At 34.8% G+C, this 17,315-nt stretch carries 15 protein-coding genes and 1 tRNA gene; 14 read left to right on the top strand and 2 right to left on the bottom strand.

What is annotated here, in order from left to right; genetic code table 11:
* Window positions 1–3: 3 nt before the first annotated feature.
* Complete coding sequence (locus tag KKD45_04765) at window positions 4–741, top strand: rRNA pseudouridine synthase (GenBank protein ID MBU4309801.1); 738 nt, start codon at window positions 4–6, stop codon at window positions 739–741.
* 11 nt (window positions 742–752) lie between these two features.
* A tRNA-Ser gene (locus KKD45_04760) sits at window positions 753–843 on the top strand.
* 16 nt (window positions 844–859) lie between these two features.
* Here KKD45_04760 and KKD45_04755 read toward each other — a convergent pair.
* Together KKD45_04755 and KKD45_04750 are read right to left on the bottom strand one after the other, a co-directional pair.
* On the bottom strand, window positions 860–2,002 hold the full coding sequence (locus KKD45_04755) for a site-specific integrase (GenBank protein ID MBU4309800.1): 1,143 nt from the start codon (window positions 2,000–2,002) through the stop codon (window positions 860–862).
* Window positions 2,003–2,374: 372 nt separating this feature from the next.
* Window positions 2,375–2,659 carry a hypothetical protein gene (locus tag KKD45_04750; protein ID MBU4309799.1) on the bottom strand — a complete coding sequence of 95 codons (285 nt, stop codon included), beginning with the start codon at window positions 2,657–2,659 and terminating at the stop codon, window positions 2,375–2,377.
* Window positions 2,660–4,526: 1,867 nt separating this feature from the next.
* Between KKD45_04750 and KKD45_04745 the strand changes: the two genes are divergently transcribed.
* The 12 genes from KKD45_04745 to KKD45_04690 all read left to right on the top strand — a co-directional run bounded on the left by KKD45_04745 (window position 4,527) and on the right by KKD45_04690 (window position 17,259).
* Window positions 4,527–4,760 (top strand): hypothetical protein, encoded by a 234-nt coding sequence (locus KKD45_04745; protein ID MBU4309798.1) that lies wholly within the window; start codon window positions 4,527–4,529, stop codon window positions 4,758–4,760.
* A gap of 23 nt (window positions 4,761–4,783) precedes the next feature.
* A complete protein-coding gene (locus tag KKD45_04740; protein ID MBU4309797.1) occupies window positions 4,784–5,329 on the top strand; it encodes a hypothetical protein in 546 nt (181 codons plus the stop codon).
* A gap of 43 nt (window positions 5,330–5,372) precedes the next feature.
* Window positions 5,373–5,825: a hypothetical protein gene (locus KKD45_04735; protein ID MBU4309796.1), complete on the top strand. Its 453-nt coding sequence runs from the start codon at window positions 5,373–5,375 to the stop codon at window positions 5,823–5,825.
* Between the two features lie 18 nt (window positions 5,826–5,843).
* On the top strand, window positions 5,844–6,251 hold the full coding sequence (locus KKD45_04730; GenBank protein ID MBU4309795.1) for a hypothetical protein: 408 nt from the start codon (window positions 5,844–5,846) through the stop codon (window positions 6,249–6,251).
* 220 nt (window positions 6,252–6,471) lie between these two features.
* On the top strand, window positions 6,472–8,049 hold the full coding sequence (locus tag KKD45_04725) for a type I restriction-modification system subunit M (GenBank protein ID MBU4309794.1): 1,578 nt from the start codon (window positions 6,472–6,474) through the stop codon (window positions 8,047–8,049).
* Window positions 8,050–8,239: 190 nt separating this feature from the next.
* Window positions 8,240–9,490, top strand: coding sequence for an ATP-binding protein (locus tag KKD45_04720; protein ID MBU4309793.1), 1,251 nt, complete (start codon window positions 8,240–8,242; stop codon window positions 9,488–9,490).
* A gap of 3 nt (window positions 9,491–9,493) precedes the next feature.
* Window positions 9,494–10,120, top strand: a complete 627-nt coding sequence (locus KKD45_04715) for an RloB family protein (GenBank protein MBU4309792.1) — start codon at window positions 9,494–9,496, stop codon at window positions 10,118–10,120.
* A gap of 11 nt (window positions 10,121–10,131) precedes the next feature.
* Window positions 10,132–11,394, top strand: a complete 1,263-nt coding sequence (locus KKD45_04710) for a restriction endonuclease subunit S (GenBank protein ID MBU4309791.1) — start codon at window positions 10,132–10,134, stop codon at window positions 11,392–11,394.
* An 18-nt stretch (window positions 11,395–11,412) separates the two neighbouring features.
* Window positions 11,413–12,420 (top strand): hypothetical protein, encoded by a 1,008-nt coding sequence (locus tag KKD45_04705; GenBank protein ID MBU4309790.1) that lies wholly within the window; start codon window positions 11,413–11,415, stop codon window positions 12,418–12,420.
* Window positions 12,421–12,540: 120 nt separating this feature from the next.
* On the top strand, window positions 12,541–13,377 hold the full coding sequence (locus KKD45_04700) for a hypothetical protein (GenBank protein ID MBU4309789.1): 837 nt from the start codon (window positions 12,541–12,543) through the stop codon (window positions 13,375–13,377).
* Entirely contained in the window at window positions 13,374–16,172 is a 2,799-nt protein-coding gene (locus tag KKD45_04695) for a type I restriction endonuclease subunit R (GenBank protein ID MBU4309788.1), read from the top strand. Before KKD45_04700 ends, KKD45_04695 begins: the two co-directional genes overlap by 4 nt.
* 202 nt (window positions 16,173–16,374) lie before the next feature.
* Entirely contained in the window at window positions 16,375–17,259 is an 885-nt protein-coding gene (locus KKD45_04690) for a DUF91 domain-containing protein (GenBank protein ID MBU4309787.1), read from the top strand.
* Window positions 17,260–17,315: the final 56 nt, after the last annotated feature.

Below are 17,315 nucleotides of genomic sequence, written 5' to 3'. Positions count from 1 at the left end.
GATATGAAAATAGTATTACAAAAATTTATCGCTGAAGCTGGAGTTTGTTCACGTCGCAAGGCCGAAGATTTTATCAAGGATGGTTTGGTAATGATTAATGATAAGGTGGCAAAACTGGGTGATCGCGTCGACGAACACGACGAAGTTTTGCTTGATGGTGTGCAAATCTATAGACAAGAAAAGTTGGTGTATATTATTTTGAATAAACCAAAAGGCTATACCTGTACCAGTCGCCAGTTTGTTGATGAGAAAAATATTTTTGACTTAGTCAACGCCAAAGAACGTTTATTTGTGGTTGGTCGCTTAGATAAGAATAGCGAAGGCTTAGTTTTGTTGACTAACGACGGCGCCTTAACTCAGAAAATAACGCATCCGAAATATGAGCATGAAAAAAAGTATTTAGTCAGTATTGTCAGTCGAGGCCTTGAGGCACGTATTATTCAAAACGATTTTAAGCAAGGTGTCGACATCGGTGATGGCGATGGCATTGTTAAAGCCAAAAATATCAAAGCGGTTGGCACTGATAAGTTTGAAATAATCTTAACCCAGGGCAAGAAAAGACAAATCCGTAGAATGTTCGGCGTTCTAGGTTGTGATGTGCTTGAATTGGCAAGGATAAAAATTGGGAGTTTGGAGATGGGTGATTTGAAAGTGGGAGAGTGGCGATATTTGAGTGAGGCGGAAGTGAAGGGGTTGATGGTTGAGAAGAAGAAAGAGGTTGTGAAAAAGGTAAAAAAATAAAATATAAATTTGGAGAAGTGGCTCGAGTGGTTGAAGGCGACGCTCTCGAAAAGCGTTGTCCGTGAAAGCGGACCGAGGGTTCGAATCCCTCCTTCTCCGCCAGTACAAGAGCAGGGTTTTATTCCTGTTCTTGTTTTATATTAGCAGTAAATCTTTCTATTATTTTATCAGTTTTTGTGTCATTATCTACCTTTGTGGCAAAATTGTGGCAACCTTCTAAAATAATAGGTCTTTCAAGCGTCTTCACCGCCTCTCTGGTTACTTCATTTCCTAGGTGAGCATATCTCATTGTTGTCTTGATATCGCTGTGCCCAAGAAGCTTTTGAATGATAATTGGTGAGATGTTATTTTCCGATAGGTGCGATGCGAATGTATGCCTCAATAAATGCCAGCCAATTTTAGTTACACCGACTTGCTTACAGATTCTAATTAAATTAGTTCTGCAAGTGGCTGATTTCATAAACTCACCGTGTTTATTAGAAAACACATATTCATTGATTGATGCACTTTTGCGAAGTATTAACATTTGTTCAACCTCATTTCCAAAAGGCACATGACGAATCTTGTTGCTCTTGGTGCTGTTTTGAGGAATGTTCTTGACGATTGATCGACAGACGGTTATTTGCTTATTTGCAAAATCGATATCCTGCCAGTTTAGGGCAACCAATTCACCAAAACGCAATCCAGTTTTCATTACCAACAGAATCATATCATGCCAGATGTCATCAGCTGATTGTAAAACATTTTCACATTCTTCAACTGTTAGAAAGCTAACTTCGGCAAGCATTACTTTTAGTGGTTTTATTTTTGGGATGGTAACCTGTAGACCCCAATCGTCGGCAGTTGCCAAAGATTTTCTCAATACCCCTAAATGATTATTGATTGTTTTAGGGGATTTTTTATTTCTTTGCTGTATGGCTTTGAACTGCTCAATGATACGATTGGTAATTTGATCAATTTTCATTTCACCAAAGTAGGGCAGTAAATGAACTCTTAGAATCATTTTCTTTGCGACAATATCCGATGGCTTACTATTCACCTCCACATAATCTTTTAGCCACATTGGAACAAAGTCTTTGTATCTCATGGACTTAGCTTTACTGTTCGCTCTCGTTAGCGACCCATTGGCTATTTTTTGTCTTAGCTGTGATTCAAAGACTATCGCACCAGCCTTGGTGTTATCAGGACTGCATTGTCTGATTCTATGACCATCTATCATGAACGCTACCCACCATTTGTTTTTTCGTTTGTATGCACTCATATAATTTATAGACTCATCATTTCAACTCTAGTATCACTTAGATAACTATCAACATCCTCTTGCTTAAATCTTAGAACTCAACCAATCTGATAGAAAGGTATTCGTCTGTCTCAGGTTAATCTGTAGATTGATGCGAGCGATAAGCCAAGGATATCCGCTAATTCTTTAGGTGATATTAGTTTGTTGTGTTTTGAATTGTTCATTTAATTGTTAAAGTACAACATTGATTGTGGTAATTGCCACAATGACATCAACATCATACGATTAAAATTTATTAATTGCAATCCTCTTTTAAAGGTGCATTTTTTAATACCAAATTACCAATTTAAGCTCGGTATATTCAATTAAGGTGACTTTGGTCGAAGATGTTATTTATTTTTCACCTGCGACCAATTTTGAATTTTTTTTGCGGTAAAATCGCCCAGATATGTGTGGTCTTAAATTGGTCACTGGTAACGCATATTCATTATTTTGCTTATTCAGATTTATTTCCTTATTATGATGTTGGATTTGTCCTTGATCACTATGTTCATCTTCCTTTGATACGGCATTTGATAAGTTGAACAAATGTCTTAATATGGATTTCTTTTCTGATTTGTCAAAATCTTCTGTATCTACAAATCGGTTAAAGAGTTTTTTAATTTTCTTTGCCGTCATTTGTTTGTCTTTGACGAACTCAGTTAATACTAAATAACTCGACCAATCTTGGTGTCTTCGAGTTAAAACTCAAATTTTTTCTGCAATAGTTTGCATAATGTTAATTGAATTTAACGATTTTTTGTCGTTAAATAGTAAAATAATTAGTTATATTTTTTGACTGTTCTTATTTTTTTTAGCCATCTTATGAAATTATGATTACTGTGTGATTGTTTAATCGCTTTTTGCAGCTATATTAATAACTGTAATTATTATATTGATCATGGAGATCGTATAACGCGCTAGATGATATTTGGCTATTCATTAATTCGGTGCAATTTTCGGAACAGTGTAGAGCTTGACCATTATATCTATTAGTTAATGGTCAATTATTAATTGTATTACCTAGCGACAATTTATTGGCGCTAACTATATCTTTAGATATAGTTGTTTCCTTATCACTATTACTGATCTGATGGTTAATTGATCACTCCAGCACGATCAAGTTTTTTTTCATTTTTTCAATTTGTTGAAAATCGTAACATATTATTCCAGTTCTTCTAGATTTACTGATCGTCCTAAATGTACGCTCAACCCATCATTCTGACTCCAGACGAACAATAGCATCTTGTACATTTCTTTCGTTTTTAAATCAGACTAACTCTCTAATACTTTCATTTGACGCGATGCATTTTTTCTTCCCCATCTTGCTGTAGTAGTGAATTATTCAATATACAAGTTTGTCTGATGCTCTTAAATTTTCATTTTCACAAACTTGAAAAGGAATAATTAAAAACTTCGGTTTAAATTTCATGGACATACATTTTTATTGCAAGTTATGCTTGTGGCAAAACAGTGGTCGGAAATATTTAAATTCTCCAACCATTAATTATAATTTATTTAATTTGCAGTATCCTCGTTGGATTTGCTGGTAAGATATTTTTTGGATATAAAAAAACATCCATAATCTCGCGGGGAGGGGATCATCGGATGTGTATATTAATTTGATTTGTTATTGATCAATCGTTGATGGACAAGTAAGAATCAGAACGGTAACTGTTCTTGGAGTGCTCTGTTCAAAATTTTGAAATTGTCTGTTTGTTCATTTGATAAATAAGATTTAATGCTAAATGTTTTTAATTGAGTCTATATGATGCGAATTCTATCATTTTATATTATATATTATAGCACATATTTTATAGAAAGTCAACTAGTATATTTGCTGGGTTTTTTAATGATATTGGTATGAATATTTTTTTGGTCTTGTTATTGTGATGAATAACTCTCAAAGTGTATTGTAAATTTTTGTAGTCATGGTATAATTAAAATGCAAAAAAATACAATTTCATAATCGTGAAGATTTAATATTAGTGCCATTTTGGCATTATTTCTTCGTATGCGCGCAGGAACGGACACTCCGACCAAAAACGCATGCGGGATCTTCACGGATACCAATTGTATTTTTTTGCAGGTCGGGTGTCCGTTTTTTTATCAAAAATTATCTCGACATAATGCACAATAAATGATCTACAAGCACAAGCACTTTGCGCTAAATGAAGTGTTAAAAACTATAGTTGACGAGAATGACAAAGAGCTTTGTTTAACTGGCAATGCTTTTCGCGTTCTAATTTTTTTGTGTAAACACGGATCGGCAAATATTTCTGAGATAGGTGACGAGCTAGATAGGGCGAAAGATTATGACGAGGATCACATTCGACAGTACAGATATAAAATCAATACGATCATAGGTGCTGAGATTGTGAAATATGAAAATAAGATTTATCGAATTGATGGAGTAGTTAAAAAGATAGAAAAAGAATCTTTGCCAATATTAAGCCAGGCTAACCGTAATACGGATTTATTACGGTCTTTTTTTTATAATAATAAAATGAAATATATTTTTGCTGGTATTTTTGTTTTGGTTGTAATTGTTTCTGCTCAAGTTTTTTGGTTTAAGCCATGGTGCAATATTAAGGGCAACATTTCAAAGACTGGTGAAAAAATTTACCATTTGATAGGTGACAATTATTATAGCAAAACTAAAATTGATGAATTGAGGGGCGAGAGTTGGTTTTGTGGTGAAGATGAGGCGGTTGAAGCTGGATGGAGAAAATCTAAATAATAAAAATATATAAAATTAAAATCATGTATATATTTGATAATACAGAAATTAAGAAAAAAAATAAAATAATCAATAAGTCGATATTTGCATTGCTAGCCATTGTTTTTTTATTAGGAACTGTCTATATATTTAAAAAATATACACAAATGGCTAAGAGCGTTGATAATTTTGAAAATATTACCTGCGACAATGGAAAGAAATTATATAAATATTCATATATGCTAGAATTCTTTAGGGAAAAATTTCTTGAAGAAAGTGGAAGTCCTAGAAAAAATAGTTATAACATGGCAAAGGAGATGCAGAAATTAGAGGAGCAAAAGATTAGCAAGGAATGTAGCGACTTTGATAATATATCATATGGGGCTATATTGTTAAAAACAGTAAATAATATCGATATTATATATCTTCATAAACCTTGGGAGAAAAATTGGCGAGTGGAGTATGAATATAAAAAAAACTGGGGCAATATAATAGTAAATGAATTTTTGTTGCTTTTGATAATTGTATTTTTTTACATTCTTGTAAATAAATTTGCATTAAATCGAAATCATGAAATTAAAAAAAGCTGATAATTAAATAATAAAATTAATTCAAATAACTAAAACAAAAATTATGAAATTAAAAAAACTGTGGGAATTAAATATTTGGAAAATAATTTTTCGCTTTATTGCCATTTTGCCAGTGTTTGTGGTAGTTTTTATTGTTAGTATTTTTGTTATTGGTTTATTGACGTCAGCTCTCATGTTTATTCAAAATCTATTCATTACGGAAGGCATGAATTTTAATAGAATTTTCTTTAAAGAGTTATTCGGTCCAGGTATATCAGGTGCGTTGGCCATGTATCTTAGTTTGCGAGTAGCCCCAATGTTTAGAAAAATTATTGGTATAGCCTTTGTATTATCAATATCCTTGGCAGTAATCTTGTTTAACTTTATTACTTATGTTTATTATTTTGACCTTGGTTTTAATATTCTTACAATAAGTAGTGTTGCCGTATTATTGGGTATTGGTTTTGTGTTATATCAATATATAGAAAATGGCGATGACTTTTTATTTAAAATTTAAATAGCTAAAACAAAAATTATGAAACTACAAAAAATAGCTGAATTAAGCTTTTGGACAACTTATTATTTTATTGCCTCGTGTTTAGCGTGCGGTGTTCTTGTATCATTATCTCTGTTAATATTATCTCTCGTTGAGCAACATGGTCTTGATGCACAGATTGAGTCATTGTCATCGTTTATAATATTATCAACCATGCTTGCTTATATGGTCGCTCAAAAATTACCAAAGAGACGATGGCTTAATTTGCTTTTTTTATGTGCGATGCCAATTTTAATGGCCTATAGTTTTTATGATTTATATACCAATCCTACTAATTTATTTTCACTTGAAGCCTTGGGATTTGATCTGCTAGTACTTATTACAACCCATCTCTATTGGAATGCTTATGATACTAATGCCGTATTGCTAAGCAAGACCTCTGTATAAAAACCAATTCGAAAAAAGAATGCATCTTCGGATATTCTATTCGCACTAATAATAGCACGAACCATGTAAAATTTCGTGTTATTTTTTTATTTATTAGCTCTTTATTTGTTCAATAAGTATTAAATAAGTGTTAAATAAGAAATTGACTTTACTCTAATACTGGAGTAAAATTTTAATATATCGTTAATGTTTTATTATCTCTAACTTTAACTAATAAACTATGTCAGAAGAACAAAAAAGACTACTTGAAAAGCAACTGTGGGGCGTGGCAAATGTGCTCCGTGGTAAGATGAATGCTGATGAATACAAGAATTATATTCTTGGTTTTATTTTTTACAAGTATCTATCGGAGAAGTTGGAGCGTTATGTTGATGAAAAACTTTTGGCGAGTGAGGATTTTAAATTTGCGGAAATAAAAGAAAATACTAAGGATGGAAAGACTTACTTGGAACATGTTAAAACTGGCTGTATCGGTCATCTCGGTTTTTTCTTAAAGCCAACCGAGCTTTTTTCTTATCTGGTTAAAAAGGGCAAGGGTGAGATAAAAGGTGAGAACACATTTATCTTGGAGGATCTTAAAAATGTTCTCAATGACATTGAGAAAACATCAGCAGGCACAGCAAGTGAAGATGATTTTAAGGGTTTGTTTGATGATATGGATTTAACTTCGACCAAGCTAGGTGCTCGTGAAAATCAAAAGAATGAAGTGGTAGTTGAGGTGTTGTCTTTGCTCAGTGGTATAGATTTCAAGCTGGAAGACACTAAGAGTGACTTACTTGGTGATGCCTATGAATACCTGATCGGCGAATTCGCTGCTGGTGCTGGCAAGAAAGGCGGTGAGTTTTATACCCCTGCCCAAATCTCTCGGCTGTTGGCTCAGATTGTGTCTCAAGACAAGAAACGAATTAAGTCTGTCTATGATCCGACTTGTGGCTCTGGCTCACTCTTGCTTCGTATCGGTGACTACACTGATGTGGTTAGTTATTTCGGTCAAGAACAAAACCCAACGACTTACAATTTGGCTCGCATGAACATGATCTTGCATGGCGTTCACTTCGACCATTTCGATATTCGCCACGGTGATACGCTCAAAGAGGATATGCACGCCGATCTTAAAGCTGAGGCAATAGTAGCCAATCCACCGTTCTCGGCTCAATGGAAGGGCGACACTGATCCGCAACTAGCTCATGACGACAGATTCTCACAATACGGACGACTAGCGCCAAAAAGTGCGGCTGATTACGCTTTTGTGACGCACATGCTTTACCACTTGGCGGATAATGGCACTATGGCTGTTGTGTTACCACATGGCGCCTTGTTTCGCTCTGGAGCTGAGGGGCATATTCGCAAGCATATCATTGAAAAACAAAACTACCTCGATGCCGTAATTGGTTTGCCCGCTAATCTTTTTTATGGCACTTCAATCCCTGCTACTGTGTTGGTGTTTAAGAAATGCCGTCGTGATGACGAGGGTATTCTGTTTATTGATGCGTCTAAAGATTTTGTAAAAGAAAAGAATCAAAACAAATTGACTGATGATAACATTGCGAAGATTTTTGTGACCTACAAAGAGCGCAAAGAGATCGAGAAATACTCCCATCGGGCAACAATGGAGGAGATTCGTGAGAATGAATACAATTTGAATATTCCACGCTATGTGGATACTTTTGAAGAGGAGGAGGTAATTGATATTGAAGCGGTGGCAGAGAGCCTGAGGAAATTGAATGCTAATGAGATTGGTTTGCAAAATAAGATTGCGGAGTTTTGCGATGAGCTGGGAATTGGCAAGCCGTTCTAAACGCAAAAAAACCTGTCGGTTTCGCATTGTTAAGAGGCGTGACAGGTATTGATATTTATATTATATATTATTCAGATAATCAGTCAAGGGTAAAGAAATGGATTAAAATAACAGAAAATGTAAAAAACTTGCAATTTTTATTAATTTATGTATAATGTTTATATGTAATTATTAATATTATGTAAAATATATGCAAATTTCAATTATTGAGTTTTCGGTGCAAAATTTTAAAACCTTTAAAAATAAGGTTACTTTTTCTACAGTTGCGCAGAAAAATGATAAGCACACCTTTAAAGATAACGGTGAGAATCTTCTTAAAACATCGTTTATTTATGGACCAAACGCTTCTGGTAAAAGCACACTGTTAGAGGCGCTTATTTTTTTTAAGAGTATTGTATCATTTTCTGCAAATATACAAGAGAATTCCATGCTTCCTTATTCTCCTTTTATGGGAAATAAGGAAAACAGAGAAAGTCCGATTTTTTTTGAGTTAGTTTTTTCTATTGATGGAATTAATGAAGGGGCGTATCGATATAATTTCTCAATCATGCATGATCGTGTTGTCTCAGAGGATTTAGTTAAGATATCGTCGTCTGGGTCGGTAAAAATGTATATTTCGCGAAACGAACAAGAAATAAAAATTGGAAAAGAATTTAAAGATGTTGAAATGATTCGCGACAGAACTCGTAAGGACACTTTGTTCTTATCAATGGCGGCTCAGTTTAATAGCACGCTCGCTTTAAATTTTTTAGAGGCTCTAAAGAGTATAAATATTATCTCTGGAATTATACCTGGAAATTATCAAAACTTTACCGTGAAAAAGTTTAAAGAGGATGCGGTTTACAAAGAAAAGATTCTTGAATATTTAAGGACTGCTGATTTTTGCATTTCCAATGGGAGAGTGGAGGAGGTTGATGTTAGCGCTGTTGACATCAAAGATGGTCAAGAGGGGTTTTCTGCAACGAAGCGAGTAGAAAAGGGCAATGCTTTATTTTTTGAGCATCCAGTTTATGACGCCAAAAATAATAGATCAGGATCGTTCGAGATTTTAATTGATGCAGAGTCAGAAGGCACAAAGAAGTTTCTTTCCGCGCTTGGTCCGATAATTGATACGCTTGATGGTGGCAAGGTTTTGTTTATTGATGAGTTTGACAATAGTCTTCATCCGATACTTACCAAGTTTATTGTTAATCTCTTTGAGTCAAAAGATATAAACAAGAACAACGCCCAACTTATCGTTACAACACATGACACCAGCCTGCTCGCAAACAAAGGGGAGTTTATTAAGGATCAGTTTTGGTTTACCGAGAAAGATGAATTCGGTTCCGCTAAATTATTTTCTTTGGCTGAGTTTGATATTAGAAATGATACGGAATTTTCAAAGAAATATCTCGAAGGGCGATTTGGCGCATTGCCTTTTATTCATAGCACTAAGAAATAGATTATGTCTAAATTTCCAAGAAAAATAAATATTCGCAAACCGCATACAGTTATTAAGATTTTTACTGAGGGCATAAACACGGAGCCGAAATATTTTAATTCAATCAGGGATGAATTGCGAATGAGCGAGATTGATATAGTTGTTTGGGGTCTTGGTGATCATACTTTGCCATTGGTAGAGTCGGTGCTTAAAATGAAACAGGAGGAAGGTAGTGATGAAGATGTTGCAACTGAGTGGTGGGTTGTTTTTGACAGGGACGATCATGAGCATTTTGATAAATCTATAAAATTAGCTATAGATAATGGTATAAATGTGGCTTATTCCAATGAATGTTTTGAGCTGTGGTTTATTCTTCACTTTGAATTTTTAAACACTGCCATTGGTCGAAGACAGTATGAGAAAAAGTTGTCAGAGCTACTCGGTAAAAAATATAACAAGAAAAGTAGTTTCGATGTTTATGAACTTGTAAAAGACAAGGAGCAGGTGGCTATTAAAAATGCGAAAAGACTGGAAAAAGATTTTAATGATCAAGGAGTCTCTTCTTATATAAAAAGAGATCCGTCAACATTGGTGTATAAGCTCGTAGAGCGATTGAGATCGTTGAAAGACGAGAAGAACAAGCTTTGGTAACTAAAAATAATATGCCAATAAAAACTAAACAATCAGAAGCGCAAAGAATTCCGAAGTTGAGATTTTCGGGTTTTTTTGGTGCATGGGATGAGAGGAGATTGAAAGATCTCAAACTGGGTGGTTTTAGTAATGGTGTATTTAATGATCCTGGCAAAGTTGGATCGGGTTATAGACTTATTAATGTTAAAGATATGTATTCTGGGACGGAGATTAATGTCAAAAATTTAACAAGAGTCGAGTTGAGTAGTGAAGAATTTAATAGAAACAAGGCTGTTGCTGGGGATATTTTCTTTACTCGGTCATCTTTGGTTAAGGAGGGTATAGCTTATTCTAACATTTTAAACAGTGATGAAAATGATATAACATTTGACGGACACATCATTAGAATGAGACCTGATAGTAGTGTGATATTTCCAAAGTTTTTAGATAGACTTCTGAAAATTAATAATATTCGTCGTCAATTAGTTTCGCGTGGTAAGACGGCAACGATGACAACTATTGGTCAAGATGATCTTGGTTCTGTGAGGGTTTTATTTCCGTCCTTGTCAGAGCAACAAAAAATTGCCAACTATTTTTTGGTAGTAGATGGATGGATTGAAAATTTGCGTGCGCAAAAAGAGGCTTTGGCTGGTTATAGGAAAGGAATTATTAAGAAGATATTTTCGCAAGAGGTTCGGTTTATAGGCGAAGACGGATTGATATTTGGTGAGTGGAGCAGGAAAAGATTTGGCGATGTTTTAAATATTGTTATTGATAATCGCGGAAAGACGCCACCAATTGAATCATCTGGAATACCCCTATTGGAGGTAAATTCTTTAGGGGGAAAGTTTGTGGACTATTCTAGGGTTAGTAAATATGTAAGCGAAAAAACATTCAGTAGTTGGTTTAGAAAATATTTACAACCGAATGATATTTTGTTTTCGACTGTTGGCGCGACTGCGTTATGTTCTTGTTATAGAGGAGATAAACAATCTGTTGTCGCTCAAAATATCGTAGGGCTTCGTTTTAAAAATGAGAATCCTAACTTCATGTTTTATTTGCTCACGGAAAAGAGAAATAATCATCAGTTTAAAAGAATTGAAATGGGTGGTGTTCAGCCAAGTGTTAAGGTGTCACAAATGATTAAAATTAAATTTTCATTTCCATCTATTCTTGAACAACAAAAAATAGCTGATTTTTTAACATCAATCGATAACTTAATAGAATCTAAGCAACAACAGATCGCAAAGGCTGAGGGGTGGAAGAAGGGGTTGATGCAGGGATTGTTTGTGTAATAGTGGCGTATGAAGAATTTGGATGAGATTAAAATTGAAGATTTTATTATAATCGAAACGCATTTCGGAGTTTCTGAGCATTTTATTAAGGCGGATACTAGAAATAAATGCTCCGAAGATCTTGTCGTGATGATTCGCGAGATGTCAGAAATTTTATTTCCAGACGATGTTTTTAATATTTATCTGTTACCTCCTGAGCCAGGGTCATATAAGGACATTGTAAAATTTGTAAAAAAAAATAAAATAGGAGTGTCCGTCGGAACAGTTATGACTATCGGTGGTTTGGTTCTTGGTTACCTTAATTATAGAGATGTGCATGAGACGCACATACACGACAGTCGCTTGTGGGTTATCGATGATACTGTTAAATGTTTAGAATTACAGAAACAATTAGAGGATTTAAACAATAATTATGAAGTAGAAAACATTCCTCAAGAAAAGATTCTAGAGGTTTGTGGAAACATAATTTTAAAAAAAAGAAAAAACAATTTTTATAATACGCTTAACAGGGATGGTATGATAAAAAATAACGAAACCATTCTAAAGAATGCCCAAAGTGAGCAAGTTTTTTCTAAAATGATTGAGCGAAATGATTTTGTTAAATATATTGAACCAATTCTAGATGCTAAGTATTTTAGAGAAAATATAGAGGGGGTTGTTGAGTTAATTTCGCCAGTAGTTCGGCAGAAGAAAGAGGGTAAGGGGATACCATGGAGAGGCACATACTATGGTGATAATATTTTTTATAATGAAATATCTGTTTTAAGAGATGGTGATGATATTGAATTTTATATGCAAGATTCTGATTTTAAAGATCAAATTTCTAACAAAGAGCGAGCATTTGCCGTGAAGGATAATATGCGGATAGTTTTCGATATTTCTGGAGAGTTAAAGGGAAATGTATTTCAGAACAGAGGTATTTATATAAAAGAGGTAAAAAGTTATAACAAAGATCAAATTGTGCATAAAATAAAGCCAGCAAAAAAACAAGAAACGGCTTGTGATAACCAACAGGCACTATTTTAATATATAAGATTCACGATATTTTGCATTTAATTTGGTTGGAATAATAATTAAAACAAACAACGCATCGCTCAATCTAGAGAGTGTGGGTGAGGTGGTCAGATGGTTGTTGAAATAAATAATATGAATCTAAGAGAACGAATGGAGAAATTTAATAAAAGGTGGAGTGTCGAATCCTCAGAATCTTACGAGGAGGCATTTAAAAAATTCAAGACAAGAATTTTAAATATTTTTAAGAATATTGATAGTTATGTGAGCAAAGAAAGTGTTTCTTTGTTTTGCCAGTATTACGGAATTGAAGAAGTGTGGAAAAGCGAAACCTTTGGGGATCGTGTGTGGAGTAAAAACATAGAAAATCGGCTATATCAGGAAAATAGTGAAAAAGAATTTTATCGTCTAATTGAGTTGATCTTTTCATTAGAAATATCATCACGAACTGGATATGATCGTCGTGATATATATAGCAGAAGTATACTTTACGATAAAGTTTTAGATGCAGTTAATTATTCAGACATAAATTTATCAATTACGGTCGCAGGTGATGATGTTATTTTATATCCAAAAGGTGAAGAAGTTCTTGACGACAAATTAGTTGATCATCCTCTGTCATTTTTAAAGAGTAATAGCGCTGATCATTTTGTCCAGGCATTAAAATTTTATCAAGCAAAAAATTATATAAAATCAGCAGATAGTCTTCGTAGGACTTTGGAAGAGTTTTTGAAATATGTAATGAAAAATACAAGAGGGTTAAATGCCAATATTCTGGAATTACAAAAAAAATTAAAAACAGATGGACGCGATGCACAAGTGCGAAATATAATTGGATCAATTTTTAATTATCTTGATACATATTTTAATGAAAATAGTAAGCACAACGATGGTGAAATTAATGATTCTGAAAATGAATTTTTAATATACCAAACGGGATTGCTACTGAGATATGTTAACAATAATTTATGACCCACCAATCCGAACAACAACTAGAAAAAACATTAATTGAGCAACTAAACCGTCTAGGCTTTGCTGGCGTTGTCATTGAAGACAACGACGCGTTGATGCTAAATCTTCGCGCTCAGTTAGAGTTGTTTAATCAAGCAGTATTTTCCGATGCCGAGTTCACTCGCATATTGAATCACCTAAACAAAGGCGATCGTTTTCAAAAAGCGAAAATATTGCGAGACCGATTTGCGTTAGCTCGTGACGATGAGAGCACTTTTTATGTGCGGTTTTTTAATATGGATCAATGGTGTAAGAATGAATACCAAGTAACCAATCAAATCACTCAAGTTGGACGATATGAAAATCGCTACGATGTGACTTTGCTCGTTAATGGCTTGCCATTGGTGCATATTGAGCTCAAGCGCCGAGGGGTGGAGATGAAGGAGGCTTTTAATCAGATTCAGCGGTATCATAAGCACTCGTTTACGGGAACGCTTTTTGAGTATGTGCAGATCTTTGTGATTTCTAATGGTGTAAATACTAAATATTTTTCTAACAATCCGAAACAGTCATTCGAGCAGACTTTTTATTGGACTGATGCGGATAACTGTAAAATTACCAAGCTGGATGAGTTTGCTGATGCGTTCTTGGAAAAATGCACCGTGTCGGAAATGATTGCGGAGTATATTGTGCTAGCTGAATCGTTGCAAATTCCCATGACACTGCGACCTTATCAATATTATGCTGTTAAAGAGATTGAGGAACGCGTGCGTGAGTCAGATAAGAATGGCTATATTTGGCATACGACTGGATCAGGTAAGACATTGACCTCGTTTAAGGCGAGTCAGATTTTGGCACAGATGCCAGAGGTGAAGAAAGTTTTATTTGTGGTGGATCGCAAGGATTTAGACATTCAAACGACGAAAGAATTTAATTCTTTTTCTGATGGCTCAGTGGACGGCACCGATAACACGATGAGCTTGGTGAAACAACTCAAGGATAAGAATCGAAAATTGATTGTGACTACTATACAGAAGTTAGACATTGCCATTGGGCGAGAGGCGTATCTAAAGCAATTCGACTATTTGGTCGATGAAAAAGTGGTAATCATCTTCGATGAATGCCATCGTAGTCAATTCGGACAGACGCACGGACGAATTAAAAAATTCTTCAAAAAGGCACAGCTCTTTGGTTTTACAGGCACACCGATATTCGCCGATAATAATGTTGGTGGAGTGACCACGGCTGATGTTTTTGGCGAGTGTTTACATCGTTATATTATTACGCATGCCATCTCTGATGACAATGTGCTTGGCTTCGCTGTCGAGTATGTTGGCAAATACACACAAAAAGATCCTGACACTTTGGATGCGGATATTTTTGCCGAGACCTTGGTGGAGGGGATTGATACAAAAGAAATCTTGGAGAGTGATGATCGATTGAATAAGATCGCTGACTATGTCTTGGCGGATTGGAAACGAAAAACAAAGAATGGAAAGTTTAATGCACTATTTGCGGTAACTAATATTGAAGTTTTGAAAAGATATTATTCATTATTTAAAAAGAAGAAGGCAGACGATTTTAAAATCGCGACAATATTTACCTATCAAGCCAATGAGGATGACAGCTCTGACATGCTGGATGTGGATGTATTCGCAGGTGAGGGCACAGCGGGTAATAAACACTCACGCGATTTCTTGGAAGATTGTATCAAAGATTATAACAAGACATTTTCAACCAATTTTACTACTGATAGATTTTATGACTATTACCGCGATTTACAAAAGCGAATCAAGAACAAGGAGGTTGATTTAATTCTGGTGGTCAATATGTTTTTGACTGGCTTTGACAGTCCAAGGCTTAACACTTTGTATGTCGATAAAAATTTGCGTTACCATGGCTTGATTCAGGCGTATTCCAGAACGAACAGATTGTTGGACTCCGATAAGCCACATGGTAATATCGTGTCATTCAGAAATTTAAAAGTAGCCACCGACAAAGCCTTGGCACTTTTTGGTGATGAAAATGCGAAAGAAGTAGTATTTAAAAAGCCATACGAAGAACAAAAAAATGAGTTTGAAAATAAACTAGTAGAGTTGCGAGAGAAAGTGCCAACGCTAGATTCGATCGACACTCTAAAGAGTGAAGAGGAAAAAGCTGAATTTGTAAAATCATTCCGCGACTTATTGCGCATTAAGTCGTCACTCGAAACCTTCGCTGAGTTTTCGTTTACCGACCTAGGCATCTCCGAGCAGGAATTTTACGATTACCAAAGCAAGTATTTAGATATTCACGAGGAACGAAAAAACCACGACAGTAGCGTGGAATCGATTTTGGATCAGATTGATTTTGAATTAGAACTGACCATGCGCGATGTGATTAATTTTGATTACATTATTCAACTGATTGCGGGCTTAAAAAATATCAGCTCCAAGGCGGTGCGCGAGAAAAAGACCGAAGAGATTTTGCGTATCTTCGACCGCGATGTTAAACTGCGTATGAAGAAAGATTTAATTAGAAAGTTTATCGAAGAAAATCTGCCCAAGATCGACAAGTCTGACAATGTTGAAAAAGCCTTTAGTGATTTCTGGGCTAGTGAGCGCTCGAACTCATTGAAGAATATCGCCCAAGCGGAAAATATTCCCGTTGAAAAGATTGAGCAACTGATTGGTGAATATCTATACACGCAACGATTACCACAAGGACAAGAGATTGTTGATTTACTGCCCAAGGCACCAAGGATTTTAGAGCGACAGGGGATTGTGGATCGCATCAAGGGCGCGATTGAGAATATTGTTGACATGTTTGAGTGGTAGAGGGGGAGGCATTCAATATAATAAGTGATAAACGTATAAAAACATTTATGCCATTAATTATTAATCTAAGCGATTTTACTGAGTGATAAGAAATTCTCCTATTTGTGATTGCTAAAAATATTATAAATATTGCAACAAAAGTTGCTGTAAATTTAAGTATAAAATAATAGTCATTTATATAATGAAATAATAACAAAACATTATGCCAATTTTTCAAATCAAAAACAAAAAAGCCAATCAAGTTTACTCTAATATCAACCATTTTAAAAACGAGGCCGAATTAAGGGATTTTTTTGCTGATAATCTTGAGCAGTTATTGGGTATGAGATTTTTGTCGATTGAATACCCAACAACCGATGGGCGAATTGATACTTTAGCACTTGATGAAACTAATTCTCCAGTAATTATTGAATACAAATGGGGTCAAGATAATGCCATCTTTGTTCAGGGGCTTTTTTATTTTGATTGGCTTAAAAATAATAAAAGACATTTTGATCTATTGGTTGCCGATAAGCTTGGCAGGGAAATAAAGGTTAACTGGACAAGTCCACGTGTAATTTTAGTAGCTCAAGGCTTCGACAAGCGGACTATAATTGCAGTTCAGCAAGTGGATAGTGTGGAATTGATTAAATATGTGCCGTATAATCAGGACATTTTATACTTGGAAAATGTTTACATGCCTAATAAGTCTAAAAAATTAAAAGAAGATATTGTGCAAATAGAAGTTGAAGGAGAAGAAGCTTATGATATTAATTTTCATCTCAACCGACATAAATCAACAGACGAGATAAAAGATATTTTTTATAAATTACAAGAAAAAATTCAGGCATTGCCAGAGGTTGAAGAGGTGGCAAATCAGAAAACTGGTATTACATATCGAACAACCAAAAGTTTTATCCGATTTGAATTTGGGAAAACCGTTTTAGATGTTTTAGTTAGAAGTCCTAAATATAACGATCCAAAAAAAATAGTAAATGATATAAGCACCCACATGTGGGGCTATAAGGGTAGAATTAAAATAAAAACATTAAAAGAGGTTGATGACGTTTTTGAAATAATCAAGCAGTCGTACGAAGAGACTTTGTAATCCTTATTTCTAAGCCGTGTATATACACTATAAAATACCCCCGCCTTTTATATTTG

The organism is Patescibacteria group bacterium (assembly GCA_018897195.1).
In the GTDB taxonomy this organism is placed as follows: domain Bacteria; phylum Patescibacteriota; class Patescibacteriia; order Patescibacteriales; family UBA12075; genus JAHILH01.
Note: the sequence above shows the minus strand (reverse complement) of the source record. Positions and strands in the feature narration are given on the sequence as shown.

Excerpts from the sequence above, each read along its gene's own strand:
- KKD45_04765 (MBU4309801.1), top strand. The coding sequence starts at position 4 with ATGAAAATAGTATTACAAAAATTTATCGCTGAAGCTGGAGTTTGTTCA.
- KKD45_04755 (MBU4309800.1), bottom strand. The coding sequence starts at position 2,002 with ATGAGTGCATACAAACGAAAAAACAAATGGTGGGTAGCGTTCATGATA.
- KKD45_04750 (MBU4309799.1), bottom strand. The coding sequence starts at position 2,659 with ATGACGGCAAAGAAAATTAAAAAACTCTTTAACCGATTTGTAGATACA.
- KKD45_04745 (MBU4309798.1), top strand. The coding sequence starts at position 4,527 with ATGAAATATATTTTTGCTGGTATTTTTGTTTTGGTTGTAATTGTTTCT.
- KKD45_04740 (MBU4309797.1), top strand. The coding sequence starts at position 4,784 with ATGTATATATTTGATAATACAGAAATTAAGAAAAAAAATAAAATAATC.
- KKD45_04735 (MBU4309796.1), top strand. The coding sequence starts at position 5,373 with ATGAAATTAAAAAAACTGTGGGAATTAAATATTTGGAAAATAATTTTT.
- KKD45_04730 (MBU4309795.1), top strand. The coding sequence starts at position 5,844 with ATGAAACTACAAAAAATAGCTGAATTAAGCTTTTGGACAACTTATTAT.
- KKD45_04725 (MBU4309794.1), top strand. The coding sequence starts at position 6,472 with ATGTCAGAAGAACAAAAAAGACTACTTGAAAAGCAACTGTGGGGCGTG.
- KKD45_04720 (MBU4309793.1), top strand. The coding sequence starts at position 8,240 with ATGCAAATTTCAATTATTGAGTTTTCGGTGCAAAATTTTAAAACCTTT.
- KKD45_04715 (MBU4309792.1), top strand. The coding sequence starts at position 9,494 with ATGTCTAAATTTCCAAGAAAAATAAATATTCGCAAACCGCATACAGTT.
- KKD45_04710 (MBU4309791.1), top strand. The coding sequence starts at position 10,132 with ATGCCAATAAAAACTAAACAATCAGAAGCGCAAAGAATTCCGAAGTTG.
- KKD45_04700 (MBU4309789.1), top strand. The coding sequence starts at position 12,541 with ATGAATCTAAGAGAACGAATGGAGAAATTTAATAAAAGGTGGAGTGTC.
- KKD45_04695 (MBU4309788.1), top strand. The coding sequence starts at position 13,374 with ATGACCCACCAATCCGAACAACAACTAGAAAAAACATTAATTGAGCAA.
- KKD45_04690 (MBU4309787.1), top strand. The coding sequence starts at position 16,375 with ATGCCAATTTTTCAAATCAAAAACAAAAAAGCCAATCAAGTTTACTCT.